Origin of the sequence: Streptomyces sp. NPDC001194 (genome assembly GCF_042896985.1) — a bacterium.
Taxonomy (GTDB): Bacteria; Actinomycetota; Actinomycetes; order Streptomycetales; family Streptomycetaceae; genus Streptomyces.
Genome location: NZ_JBIAXU010000001.1, coordinates 763,324 through 774,477 on the forward strand (window position 1 = coordinate 763,324; position 11,154 = coordinate 774,477).

Annotated in this window: 12 protein-coding genes and 1 tRNA gene; 8 read left to right on the forward strand and 5 right to left on the reverse strand. The window is 70.9% G+C overall.

The features are described from left to right. Nucleotides 1–91: 91 nt before the first annotated feature. From ACFY1T_RS03680 to ACFY1T_RS03700, 5 genes are all read left to right on the forward strand, one after another. Complete coding sequence (locus ACFY1T_RS03680; RefSeq protein ID WP_390786778.1) at nt 92–1,009, forward strand: bifunctional DNA primase/polymerase; 918 nt, start codon at nt 92–94, stop codon at nt 1,007–1,009. After that, nucleotides 1,006–1,320: a hypothetical protein gene (locus ACFY1T_RS03685; protein WP_390786779.1), complete on the forward strand. Its 315-nt coding sequence runs from the start codon at nt 1,006–1,008 to the stop codon at nt 1,318–1,320. The genes ACFY1T_RS03680 and ACFY1T_RS03685 overlap by 4 nt, the downstream gene beginning before the upstream one ends. Beyond that, on the forward strand, nt 1,317–2,858 hold the full coding sequence (locus ACFY1T_RS03690) for a YfjI family protein (protein WP_390786780.1): 1,542 nt from the start codon (nt 1,317–1,319) through the stop codon (nt 2,856–2,858). Before ACFY1T_RS03685 ends, ACFY1T_RS03690 begins: the two co-directional genes overlap by 4 nt. Nucleotides 2,859–3,192: 334 nt before the next feature. Then, nucleotides 3,193–3,414 (forward strand): helix-turn-helix transcriptional regulator, encoded by a 222-nt coding sequence (locus ACFY1T_RS03695; protein WP_390786781.1) that lies wholly within the window; start codon nt 3,193–3,195, stop codon nt 3,412–3,414. Continuing rightward, the gene (locus tag ACFY1T_RS03700; protein WP_390786782.1) at nt 3,411–4,772 is read left to right on the forward strand and encodes a tyrosine-type recombinase/integrase; all 1,362 of its coding nucleotides are present in this window, start codon (nt 3,411–3,413) and stop codon (nt 4,770–4,772) included. Before ACFY1T_RS03695 ends, ACFY1T_RS03700 begins: the two co-directional genes overlap by 4 nt. A gap of 173 nt (nt 4,773–4,945) precedes the next feature. On the opposite strand, the gene ACFY1T_RS03705 is transcribed toward ACFY1T_RS03700, so the two are convergent. Next, nucleotides 4,946–5,027: transfer RNA gene (locus ACFY1T_RS03705), tRNA-Tyr, on the reverse strand. A gap of 198 nt (nt 5,028–5,225) precedes the next feature. Here ACFY1T_RS03705 and ACFY1T_RS03710 point away from each other — a divergent pair. From ACFY1T_RS03710 to ACFY1T_RS03720, 3 genes are all read left to right on the forward strand, one after another. Continuing rightward, the gene (locus tag ACFY1T_RS03710) at nt 5,226–5,714 is read left to right on the forward strand and encodes a YajQ family cyclic di-GMP-binding protein (protein WP_030163016.1); all 489 of its coding nucleotides are present in this window, start codon (nt 5,226–5,228) and stop codon (nt 5,712–5,714) included. Between the two features lie 219 nt (nt 5,715–5,933). Next, nucleotides 5,934–7,361, forward strand: coding sequence for a SulP family inorganic anion transporter (locus ACFY1T_RS03715; protein ID WP_390786783.1), 1,428 nt, complete (start codon nt 5,934–5,936; stop codon nt 7,359–7,361). A 19-nt stretch (nt 7,362–7,380) separates the two neighbouring features. Further along, a complete protein-coding gene (locus ACFY1T_RS03720; protein ID WP_390786784.1) occupies nt 7,381–8,628 on the forward strand; it encodes an APC family permease in 1,248 nt (415 codons plus the stop codon). On the opposite strand, the gene ACFY1T_RS03725 is transcribed toward ACFY1T_RS03720, so the two are convergent. The 4 genes from ACFY1T_RS03725 to htpX all read right to left on the reverse strand — a co-directional run bounded on the left by ACFY1T_RS03725 (nt 8,612) and on the right by htpX (nt 11,113). Further along, on the reverse strand, nt 8,612–8,815 hold the full coding sequence (locus ACFY1T_RS03725) for a hypothetical protein (RefSeq protein ID WP_390786785.1): 204 nt from the start codon (nt 8,813–8,815) through the stop codon (nt 8,612–8,614). The two genes, ACFY1T_RS03720 and ACFY1T_RS03725, sit on opposite strands and share 17 nt — an antisense overlap. A 65-nt stretch (nt 8,816–8,880) precedes the next feature. Further along, a complete protein-coding gene (locus ACFY1T_RS03730) occupies nt 8,881–9,822 on the reverse strand; it encodes a glycosyltransferase family 2 protein (RefSeq protein WP_390786786.1) in 942 nt (313 codons plus the stop codon). Nucleotides 9,823–9,860: 38 nt separating this feature from the next. Further along, complete coding sequence (locus ACFY1T_RS03735) at nt 9,861–10,253, reverse strand: YccF domain-containing protein (RefSeq protein ID WP_390786787.1); 393 nt, start codon at nt 10,251–10,253, stop codon at nt 9,861–9,863. Continuing rightward, nucleotides 10,250–11,113, reverse strand: coding sequence for a zinc metalloprotease HtpX (gene htpX / locus ACFY1T_RS03740; RefSeq protein WP_030870104.1), 864 nt, complete (start codon nt 11,111–11,113; stop codon nt 10,250–10,252). The genes ACFY1T_RS03735 and htpX overlap by 4 nt, the downstream gene beginning before the upstream one ends. Between the last annotated feature and the right edge of the window lie 41 nt (nt 11,114–11,154).

Below are 11,154 nucleotides of genomic sequence, written 5' to 3' on the forward strand. Positions count from 1 at the left end.
GTCAACCAGCACATCCAACTGAACTGGAGGACTCCAGCATGACCCACACCGCCGACATCCGGCGAGACCCCAACGACCGGGGCAACGCCGTATGAGCGCCAACCTGTTAGCCGCAGCTCTCACGGCCGCCGCGCGAAGCTGGCCGGTGTTCCCGCTCCGTCCCGGGGACAAGCGGCCCGCGGGGCACTCCGAAGAGCACTGCCCCACCACCGGCCGATGCGTGGGCGGACATCTGACCCCCGAGCAGCGGGCTACGACCGACCGCGCCCGGATCGCCGACTGCTGGACGCACAAGCCGTACAACGTCGGTCTGGCCACCGGCCCCGCCGGGCTCCTCGTCATCGACCTTGACCTCCCCAAGCCCGCCGACAAGCCGCCGACCGGCCAGTGGGCGGGGTTCCGGGACGGGATCGAGGTGTTTGCCGCCGTCTGCGAGCGGGCGGGACACCCTGTACCCACCGGCACGTACACGGTGCGGACCGGGCGCGGCGGGCTGCACCTGTACTTCACCGCCCCTGAGGGAAAGCGGCTGCGTGGGAGCGCAGGGCGCCTGGGGTGGAAGGTCGACACGCGAGCCTGGGGCGGGTACGTGGTGGCCCCCGGAAGCGTGGTCCACCGCCGGCCGTACGAGGTCATCAACGCGGTGGACCCGGTCCCCCTCCCCACGTGGCTTTCTGACCTCCTCACCCCGCCGCCCGCACCCGCCCCCCTGTCCGTGACCACGGTGCGCGCCCGCATCGGGCGCAAGGACCGGTACGTGAGTGCCGCCGTGGATGGGGAGCTGGCCAAGCTGGCCGCCGCCCCCGACGGCGAGCACAACCTCACCCTCTACAAGGCCGCGTACGCCCTCGGGCGCCTCGTCGCCGCCGGAGCCGTCTCGGAGCAGGAAGTCACCGACAAGCTCACCACCGCCGCCCACGCCAAGGGCCTGGCAGCGTCCCGGACGGCGTCCACCATCCGCGACGGCATCCGCCGCAGCACCCGCAACGCCCTGGCAGGTACCCGATGACCCCACACCACACCAGCCCCGCCGAACCGGCCCCCGCCCCGGACGGCGGTGGGGCGCCGAAGGTCGTCGCCGAAGGCGTCCCTTCATCTGTTCTCCCTGACCCGCTCGCCGACGACGGACGCCGGCCGGTGGCCTGGCTCCACATCGTCGCCCCGCCCTCCTACGGCGCCAGCCCGAGCGTGCGCTCCTGGTGCTCGTGCGGCCGGGACATCTTCGCGGCCGGACAGGCCCGGGCCCTCGCGCTGATCGCAGACCACGAACAGCACCGCATCACTTGCCCCCGTCTCACCCCGCGAAGGGAAGCCGCATGACCACGCACGACCCTGAGCTGTGGGAAGGGTTCGACCAGTTGACCCCGGAGGACTTCGGCGGGCCCGGGTGGGACGAGCCCGTCCCCCTCAACCCGCGCGGGCCGCTCCCGGCCTTCCCCGTGGACGCCCTGCCCGACTGGCTCGCCGCCATGACAGCCGGGGTCGCGGAGGAGACGCAGACGCCCGTCGACCTCGCCGGATGTCTCGCTCTCGCCGTCATCGGCACCGCCGCCGGCGGACGCCTCACCGTGACCGTGCGCGGGCAGTGGAGCGAACCCGTCAACCTCTACACCGCCGTCGCTCTCCCGCCCGGCAACCGCAAGAGCGCCGTGTTCGGCCTCATGACCAAACCCCTCCTCGCCGCCGAGAAAGCCCTCATCGAACTCACCGCGCCCCAGCGGACCGAGGCCGCAGCCTCCGCCCGCATCGCGAAGGCAGCCGCTGAAAGGGCCGAAAAGCTGGCCGCCAATGCCGATGCCGAGAAGCTGGCCGGGCTGACCGCCCAGGCCATCTCCCTCACCGAGGCTGCCGAGCGTGCTGTCGTCCCGGTCGAGCCGCAGCTCGTCGCGGACGACATCACGGCGGAAAGCCTGACCACGCTCCTCGCCCAGCAGGACGGGCGGATCTCGATCCTGTCGCCGGAGGGCGAGATCTTCGAGATCATCGCCGGACGGTACTCCGGCGTCCCGAACATGGGGATCTTCCTGAAGGGCCACGCAGGCGACATGGCCCGCGTCAACCGCCAGGCCAGAGACCCCCAGTACATCGAGAACCCCGCCATCACCATGGGCCTGGCCATCCAGCCCGAGGTCCTGGACGCCATCGGGCAGATCAAGGGCGCCGACGGGCGTGGTCTGCTCGCCCGGTTCCTCTACTCCAAGCCCGAATCCCTCGTCGGCTACCGCAACCTCACCCCCGAACTCCTCAACCCCGACACCGCCGACACCTACGCTCGCAAGCTCGGGAGCCTGGCCCTGACCCTCGCGGCCTGGACCGAGCCCGCCGAACTCACCCTCACTCCCGAGGCGGACGCCGTCCTCCTCTCCTACCAGCGCGTCACCGAATCCCGCCTGCGCAAGGACGGGAGCCTCGCGCCCATCGTGAACTGGGCCAGCAAGCGCGACGGCGCCGTCGCCCGCATCGCAGGCCTCCTCCACCTCGCCGCCCACCCCGAGGACGCCTGGACCCGGCCCATCACCGCCGCAACGCTGGCGGCCGCGACGCGCCTCGGGGACTACTTCACCGCCCACGCCCTCGACGTCTTCAACGCCATGAAGGCCGACCCCGCCCAGGAAGCCGCCCACACCGTCCTGACCCACCTCGCCGAGACCCGCACCGCCGCCTTCACCAAACGCGACCTCTTCCGGGCCATGCCCCGCAGCGAATTCGCCGCCATGGGCGACCTCGACCCCGCCCTGGACCTCCTGGAGGAACACGGCTGGGTCCGCCAGCAGCCCCCGCCGCCCCGCACCACACGCGGCGGCCGGCCGCCCTCCCCCCGCTACGAGACCCACCCCCGCATCACCCCCGCCGCCTGAAAACCCCCGAAACCTCTGACAGAACTGACAGAACCTCCCGACTAGCCGCCTGATCTGCACAAACGAGCACTTTCGGAGCTCTGACAAAACCTCCGAAAACTCTGACAGAACTCAAAAAACCTCGCCGCGGGGGCGAGCCGTCCGGTCTGACAGAACTGAGGTTTTCGAGGTTCTGTCAGAGTTTTTTGAGGTTTTGTCACGCGGCCTGAACCGGGCAAAACCCCAGGTCAGGGACTAGATGGCGAGGTTCTGTCAGTTCTGTCAGTACTTTCCGGGGTTTCCGAGGCAGACGTCGCCTCCTGAGAGGCATCCGTACCGCAGTCCATCGATACCAATGAGGAGTTGGACCTTGGCTACGTCTCGACACCGGCGACCGCCGGTCGACGAATGGCTGCCCCTGACCGAAGTACTAGACGAACTCGGCATCACCCGAGCCACCTGGTACCGGTGGCGAAACCGCGGGTACGGCCCAGAGGCACGCCGCCTTCCCAACGGCCATCTGAGGGTTCGCCGCAGTGCTCTGGACGCCTTCAATAACAGTCTGGAGGCCGCGTGACCGACTGGAGCTACACGGTCAAGCTGTGGGCCATCCGTAAGCGGCCCTACCGCAAGCCGTACCAACTCCGTTGGCAGGTAGGGATTCGGCCGCACTCCGAGTCGTTCCTGACCCTCGGTCTCGCGGAGAGTCGGCGTGCGCAGCTGATCACCGCCGCGCGCGCCGGAGAGCCCTTCGACGTCGATAGCGGGCTCCCCCGGTCGCTGATCCAGCGGGAGAAGGACATCCCTTGGTACCAGCACGCCCGGAACTACATCGAGCTGAAGTGGGACCCCTCCCCCGCTACTACGCGGAAGACGCTGGCCGAGGCAATGGCCACGGTCACCATGGCCTTGGTGAAGGACACGAAGGGCATGGCTGACACGGCCGTCGCACGGCGAGTGCTCTACAGCTGGGCGTTCAATGTGCGCCGGTGGGACGAGGAGCAGCCGGACGAAGTGAAGTCCGTACTGGCATGGTTCGAGCGGAAGTCCCTTCCGGTGTCGGCGCTCTCCGAGCGGATGGTTGCCCGGAAGGCGCTGAATGCCTGCACCAAGAGGCTGGACGGGAAGATGTCCGCAGGGACCGTCATCACCCGGAAGCGGGCCATCTTCCACCAGGCGCTCGAGTACGCCGTGGACGCGGAGTTGCTCTCGGAGAACCCTCTCCATTCCCTCCAGTGGTCCGCTCCCGAGAAGGTCGACGATGAACTGGACCGCGCGTGCGTGCCCGGTCCGGAGCTCGCCGAGCAGCTACTGACTGGGGTGCGATCACAGGGGCCGCGGGGGCGGCACCTGGAGGCCTTCTTCGCCTGCATCCTCTACGCCGCCGCGCGCCCCGGGGAAACGGTCGGACTGCGGGCCACGGACTTCCACTTGCCCCGGCGGGGGTGGGGGACGGTGTGGCTGCGGGAAAGCCGGCCGCGTGCCGGCCGGTCGTGGACGGACTCGGGCGAGGCCCACGATCGGAAGGGGCTCAAGCACCGGCCGCGCAGCGCCGTACGGCAGGTCCCGATCCCGCCTCAGCTCGTGTCGCTGCTGCGGTGGCACATCACGGTCCACGGCATCGCGCCGGACGGCCGGCTCTTCCGTACGGCTCGCGGCGGCATGGTGCAGGAGAGCGGGTACGGGGAGGTCTGGGCAGAGGCAAGGTCCAGGGTTCTCAGCCCGAAGGATCAGGCCTCCAAGCTCGCGAAGCGACCCTATGACCTTCGCCACACAGCGGTGTCAACGTGGCTGAGCGCGGGAGTGGAACCGCAGATCGTCGCCGAGCGGGCTGGCCACAGCCTGGCGGTGCTCTTCCGTGTGTACGCCAAGTTCCTGAAGGACGGGGAGGAGGCGGCGAACGCCAAGATCTCCGCGCGTTTGGACCGCAGCTAGCCACACGGGCAAACCGCAGGTCAGATCCCGGATTCCCGTCCACGCTCCGTCCACAGACGCTGGTAGAGAGCGTGCGTCAACGAGACACAGTGAGACAGTCGACTGTCCGTGTTCGAAAACGAAAGAACCCCCGTTCGCTGCGTTTCCGCAGATGAACGGGGGTTCCACTCGCGTGGCGGCGCCAGGGTTCGAACCTGGGTAGGCTGAGCCGGCAGATTTACAGTCTGCTCCCTTTGGCCACTCGGGCACACCGCCATGATCGCTGCCATTTTTCCGCCTCTCGGCGGTGCTCCCTGGCAACGACGTAAACGATACCTGATGCCCGGGGGTGCTTCGCCACCGGATTGATCAGCACCCGGGGCGGGTGCGGTGGCTAGGCTTTGCCGAGCGGTCCGGGCATGTCCGGCCGCGCCCTCCGGGGCAATGACAGCCGACTTCAAGGAGCCACAGCACATGGCCGACTCCAGTTTCGACATCGTCTCGAAGGTCGAGCGGCAGGAGGTCGACAACGCCCTCAACCAGGCCGCCAAGGAACTCTCGCAGCGCTACGACTTCAAGGGCACCGGCGCCACCATCGCCTGGTCCGGCGAGAAGATCCTGATGGAGGCGAACTCCGAGGAGCGCGTCAAGGCCGTCCTCGACGTGTTCGAGACCAAGCTGGTCAAGCGCGGCATCTCGCTGAAGGCGCTCGACGCCGGCGAGCCGCAGCTGTCCGGCAAGGAGTACAAGATCTTCGCCTCGATCGAGGAGGGCATCTCCCAGGAGAACGCCAAGAAGGTCGCGAAGATCATCCGGGACGAGGGTCCCAAGGGCGTCAAGGCCCAGGTCCAGGGCGAGGAGCTGCGCGTCAGCTCCAAGAGCCGTGACGACCTGCAGGCCATCCAGGCCCTCCTCAAGGGCAAGGACCTCGACTTCGCGATCCAGTTCGTGAACTACCGCTGATCGCGGTCCCCTCTGCCCTCCGGCGGCCCGGCGGTCCTTCCCGGACCGCCGGGCCGCGGCGCTTTCCGGGGGCGGCGGCCGTCCTCGGGGGCGTACGGATCATGTGCCCGGCGTACGCGGCGCGTGCGCCTCACCGGCCCCCAATGAGCACTTGGGCAACCCCGTGCGCACCCGCCAACCTGGCGGTATTCATCGCCGCGGGACAGGGGAGGGTCACGGATGCCCGGAGTCGGAACGTTTCGCGAAGACTTCGGGGCGTCGGTCGTCGTCGCGCTCGTCGCGCTGCCGCTCTGCGTGGGGGTGGCCGTCGCCTCCGGCGTGCCCGCGGAGCTGGGGATCGTGACCGGCGTGGTGGGCGGGCTGGTCACCGGGTGGTTCCGGGGGAGCTCGCTCCAGGTGAGCGGGCCGGCCGCCGGGCTCACGGTGCTGGTCTACGAGGCGGTGCACACGCACGGGGCCCGCGCGCTCGGGGTCCTGGTGCTGGCCGCCGGGGTGCTGCAGCTGTGCATGGGGGCGCTGCGGCTCGGACGGTGGTTCCGGGCGATCTCCGTCGCCGTCGTGCACGGGATGCTCGCCGGGATCGGGCTCGTGCTGATCGCGGGGCAGCTGTACGCCCTGGGCGGCGTACCGGCTCCCGGCGCGACCCTGGAGAAGCTCGCCGCGGTGCCGGCGCTCGCCGCGGAGGCCGACTGGGCCGCCGTGGCACTGGGGGCCGGGACCATCGCCGTCCTCGTGGCCTGGCGCCGGATGCCGGACCGGCTGCGGCTCGTACCGGGCGCGCTGGTCGGGGTGGCGGCCGCCACCGCCGTGTCGGTGATGCTGCGGCTGCCCGTCGAGAAGGTGACCGTGACGGGCGTCCTGGGGGCCGTCGCCCCGCCCCGCTGGGCCGACTTCGGGATGCTGGCCTCCGCCGGGGCGCTCGGCACCGTGATCGCCCTGGCGCTGATCGCCTCCGCCGAGACGCTGTTCAGCGCGGCCGCCGTCGACCGGATGCACGACGGGCCGCGGACCCACTACGACCGTGAGCTCGTGGCGCAGGGCGTCGGAAACACCGTCTGCGGACTGCTCGGCGCGCTGCCGATGACCGCGGTGATCGTGCGCAGCGCGGCCAACGTGGAGGCCGGGGCCCGCACCCGGGCCGCACGGATCATGCACGGCTGCTGGCTGCTGCTGTTCGCCGTCGCACTCCCCCAGCTGCTCCGGATCGTCCCGCTCGCCGCGCTGGCCGGGGTGCTGCTGCACGCCGGATGGAAACTGCTGCCGGCCCGGGCCGTCGCCGGCCTGTGGCGCTCGCACCGGGGCGAGGCGGTGGTGCTGGTGACGACGGCCGGGGCCGTCGTGGCCACGAACCTCTTCGAGGGCGTGCTGATCGGGCTGGGGCTCGCGGTGGTCAAGGCGGCCTGGGAGACCTCCCACGTGCACATCGAGGAGGTGTGGGAGGGCGGGGAGCTGCACGTCCAGGTCATGGGGAGCGCCAGCTTCCTTCGGCTGCCGAAGCTGCTCGACGAGCTGGACGCGCTGCCGGCCGGGCACCCCGTGCGCCTCGACCTGAGCGGGCTGCGCCACCTGGACCACGCCTGCCTGACGGCCCTGCACGGCTGGGAACAGAACCGGACGCCACTGACCGGCAGGGAGGGCGTCATCTAGGGCGGTTACCCTCCGGCCCGTGGACAACGAGCTGAAGCGCACACTGGGGGTCTTCGACGCCGTCGTCGTCGGGCTCGGCGCCATGGTCGGAGCGGGCATCTTCGCCGCGCTGGCCCCGGCGGCGGGCGCGGCGGGGCCCGCGGGGGGCGCGCTCCTCGCGGCCTTGGCGGTGGCGGCCCTGATCGCCTACTGCAACGCGCACTCCTCGGCGCGGCTGGCCGCCCGTTATCCGGCTTCCGGCGGGACCTACGTGTACGGGCGGGAGCGGCTCGGCCCGTTCTGGGGACATCTGGCCGGCTGGGGCTTCGTCATCGGCAAGACCGCCTCGTGCGCGGCGATGGCGCTCACCGTGGGGGCGTACGTCTGGCCCGGGCGGCAGCACGCCGTGGCCGTCGCCGCGGTGGTGGCGCTGACCGCCGCGGGCTACGGCGGCGTCCGGAAGTCGGCCCGGATCGCCCGGGTGATCGTGGCGGTGGTGCTGGCCGTGCTGGCCGCGGTCGTGGTGGGGTGCCTGACCTCCGGCGGGGCGGACGCCGGACGGCTCGGCGGCCTGGGCGGCGGCGGAGCCGGCGGGCTGCTGCAGGCGGCCGGACTGCTGTTCTTCGCATTCGCGGGGTACGCCCGCATCACCACCCTGGGCGAGGAGGTGCGTGAGCCGGAGCGCACGATCCCGCGGGCGGTGCCGGTCGCCCTGGGGATCGCCCTGCTCGTGTACGCCGCGGTGGCGGTTGCGGTGCTGTCGGTGCTGGGCGCCGGGGCACTGGCGGCCTCGCCGGCCCCGCTGGCCGACGCGGTACGGGCGGCCGGCCTGCCCGGACTGGCCCCCGTGGTCGCCGTCGGAGCCGCCCTGGCGGCGCTGGGCTCGCTGCTGGCCCTGGTGCTCGGGGTGTCGCGGACCACCCTGGCGATGGCCCGGGACGGCCATTTCCCCCGCGCGCTGGCCGCCGTACATCCGCGGCACCAGGTGCCGCACCATGCGGAGCTCGCCGTGGGTGCGGTGGTCGCGGTGCTCGCGGCGACCACCGATCTGCGGGGCGCGATCGGCTTCTCGTCCTTCGGGGTGCTGGCCTACTACGCGATCGCGAACGCTTCCGCGTGGACTCTCGATTCAGGTCTCAAGGGCCGGGCCGTGGCAGCGGTCGGACTGTCCGGCTGTGTCGTACTGGCCTGCGCGCTGCCGGCGACGGCGGCGGTCACCGGGGCGGCGGTACTGGCCGTGGGCGCCGCCCTCTACGCGGTGCGCGGCAGGCTCAGAGCCGCGCTCTGAGCTGCGGCCACAGACCCGTCTCGGCCAGGAGCGGGGGCAGGGCGAAGCCGAGTACGCCCTCGGCCCGGCGCACCACCGCCCGGTCCGCGGGGGCCGGCAGGCGCCCGGGGACCGGAGTGCCGCCCTCGGGCCCGAAGCCGCGCGCGTGTTGGGCGACCCGCTCCGGCAACTGCTCCGTCCCGTTCATGCATTCATCGTGACCCGCACCACTGACAATCACCCCGACCTGCGATGATCCCCCGTCAGCCGCCGTCAGCTCCCGTTCTCCCCCGCGCTCTTGCCCGCGTCCTCGCGCGCCGAGTCGTACCCGATGAAGTAGGTGGGCCGGCGCTGCACGGCGGTGTAGATCCGGCCGATGTACTCGCCGAGCAGCCCCACGCAGATCAGCTGCACGCCGCCCAGGAACAGCATGGCGACGAACAGCGAGCTCCAGCCGGGCACGGTCTTGCCGAGCAGGTAGACCACCAGCGTCCAGGCGATCATCACGAAGCAGGTGACGAAGCTGATGACGCCGAGCCAGGTGGCCAGCCTCAGCGGCGCGGCCGAGAAGTTGGTGATGCCGTCCACGGCGAGGCGGATCATCTTGCTCAGCGGGTACTTGGTCTCGCCCGCCACCCGCTCGGCCCGCCGGTACGTCACCTGCCCGCTCGGGAAACCGAGCCAGGGCACCAGCAGCCGGTAGACCTGGTGCTGGTCCGGCAGGGACTTGAGGGCCTCCACGGCCTCGCGGCTGAGCAGCCGGAAGTCACCGGCCTGAGCGGGCACCTGCTTGCCGACCATGCGGCGCATCAGCCGGTAGTAGGCGCCGGCGCTGAGGCGCTTGAAGGCGGTGTCGGTGCTCCGGTCGGAGCGGACGCCGTAGACGATGTCGAGGTTCTCGGACCGGGCCAGGTCCAGCATCTCCGGGATCTTTTCCGGCGGATCCTGGAGGTCGGCGTCGATGCTGGCCACGTAGGCCCCCACCGAGCTGTGCAGTCCGGCGCGCAGGGCGGCCTGGTGGCCGGAGTTGCCGCGCAGCCGGACGATGCGGAGCTCGGGCCAGTCCGTACGGAACTTCTCGAGGAGTTCGGCGGTCCGGTCGGTGCTGCCGTCGTCGACGGCGAGGACCTCGTAGGGCACGCCGGTGTCGTCGAGGACCGGGCGCAGGCGGCCCACCAGGGCGGGGAGGGCCTCTTCCTCGTTGTACATCGGCACGATGACCGAGAGGGTCGTGGCCGAGCCGGCAGGGGGCACTACCGGGACGCGAACGGGGCGTCGGTCGGGACGATCTCACGGCCCAGCGGGAGCAGGGACAGCGGGACCATCTTGAAGTTGGCGATGCCGAACGGGATGCCGATGATCGTGACGCAGAGGGCGATGCCGGTGACGATGTGGCCGAGGGCCAGCCACCAGCCCGCCAGGACCAGCCACAGGACGTTGCCGACGCAGGATCCCGCGCCCGCGTCATGGCGCTCGACGGTGGTGTAGCCGAAGGGCCAGAGGGCGTACACGGCGATGCGGAAGGCCGCGATCCCGAACGGGATGCCGATGATCGTGATGCAGAGGATCACGCCCGCGAGGCAGTAGCCCAGGAAGAGCCAGATGCCGCTGAGTACGAGCCAAATGATGTTGAGGATGGTCTTCATCGGCTACGTCCTGCCATCTGTTCGAGCCGGGCGATGCGCTCGGCCATCGGGGGGTGCGTCGAGAACATTTTAGAAAGGCCCTGGCCCGGGCGGAACGGGTTGGCGATCATCATGTGGCTCGCCGTCTCCAGCCTGGGCTCGGGGGGCAGCGGGAGCTGCTTGACGCCGGCGTCCAGCTTGCGCAGGGCGCTGGCCAGGGCGAGCGGGTCGCCGGTGAGCTGGGCGCCCGACGCGTCCGCCTCGTACTCGCGCGAGCGGCTGATGGCCAGCTGGATCACGGAGGCGGCCAGCGGGCCCAGAATCATGATCAGCAGCATGCCGAGGATGCCGGGCCCCTCGTCGTCATTGGACCGGCCGACCGGGATCAGCCAGGCGAAATTCACCAGGAACATGATCACGGAGGCGAGCGCTCCGGCGACGGAGGAGATCAGGATGTCGCGGTTGTAGACGTGGCTCAGCTCGTGGCCGATCACCCCGCGCAGCTCGCGCTCGTCGAGGATGCGCAGGATGCCCTCGGTGCAGCAGACCGCGGCGTTGCGCGGATTGCGGCCGGTGGCGAACGCGTTCGGCGCCTCGGTCGGCGAGATGTAGAGCCGCGGCATGGGCTGGCGTGCGGACGTGGAGAGCTCGCGCACCATGCGGTAGAGCTGCGGGGCCTCGAACTCGCTGACGGGGCGGGCGCGCATCGCGCGTAGAGCCAGCTTGTCGCTGTTCCAGTACGCGTACGCGTTCGTCCCCAGGGCGACGAGGACGGCGATGATGAGGCCGCCCCGCCCGAAGAAGCTTCCGATGAGGATGATGAGTGCGGACAGCCCGCCGAGGAGTACGGCGGTCTTCAGCCCGTTGTGCCGGCGGTGCACGGTACGCCCTCCAAATGGTGCGGCAGGGGAGCCCCGTCCTG

Bases quoted from the DNA above. Each gene is read 5' to 3' on its own strand.
- ACFY1T_RS03690 (WP_390786780.1), top strand. From the start codon at position 1,317: ATGACCACGCACGACCCTGAGCTGTGGGAAGGGTTCGACCAGTTGACC.
- ACFY1T_RS03685 (WP_390786779.1), top strand. From the start codon at position 1,006: ATGACCCCACACCACACCAGCCCCGCCGAACCGGCCCCCGCCCCGGAC.
- ACFY1T_RS03735 (WP_390786787.1), bottom strand. From the start codon at position 10,253: ATGAAGACCATCCTCAACATCATTTGGCTCGTACTCAGCGGCATCTGG.
- ACFY1T_RS03695 (WP_390786781.1), top strand. From the start codon at position 3,193: ATGAGGAGTTGGACCTTGGCTACGTCTCGACACCGGCGACCGCCGGTC.
- ACFY1T_RS03725 (WP_390786785.1), bottom strand. From the start codon at position 8,815: ATGAACGGGACGGAGCAGTTGCCGGAGCGGGTCGCCCAACACGCGCGC.
- ACFY1T_RS03715 (WP_390786783.1), top strand. From the start codon at position 5,934: ATGCCCGGAGTCGGAACGTTTCGCGAAGACTTCGGGGCGTCGGTCGTC.
- ACFY1T_RS03710 (WP_030163016.1), top strand. From the start codon at position 5,226: ATGGCCGACTCCAGTTTCGACATCGTCTCGAAGGTCGAGCGGCAGGAG.
- ACFY1T_RS03680 (WP_390786778.1), top strand. From the start codon at position 92: ATGAGCGCCAACCTGTTAGCCGCAGCTCTCACGGCCGCCGCGCGAAGC.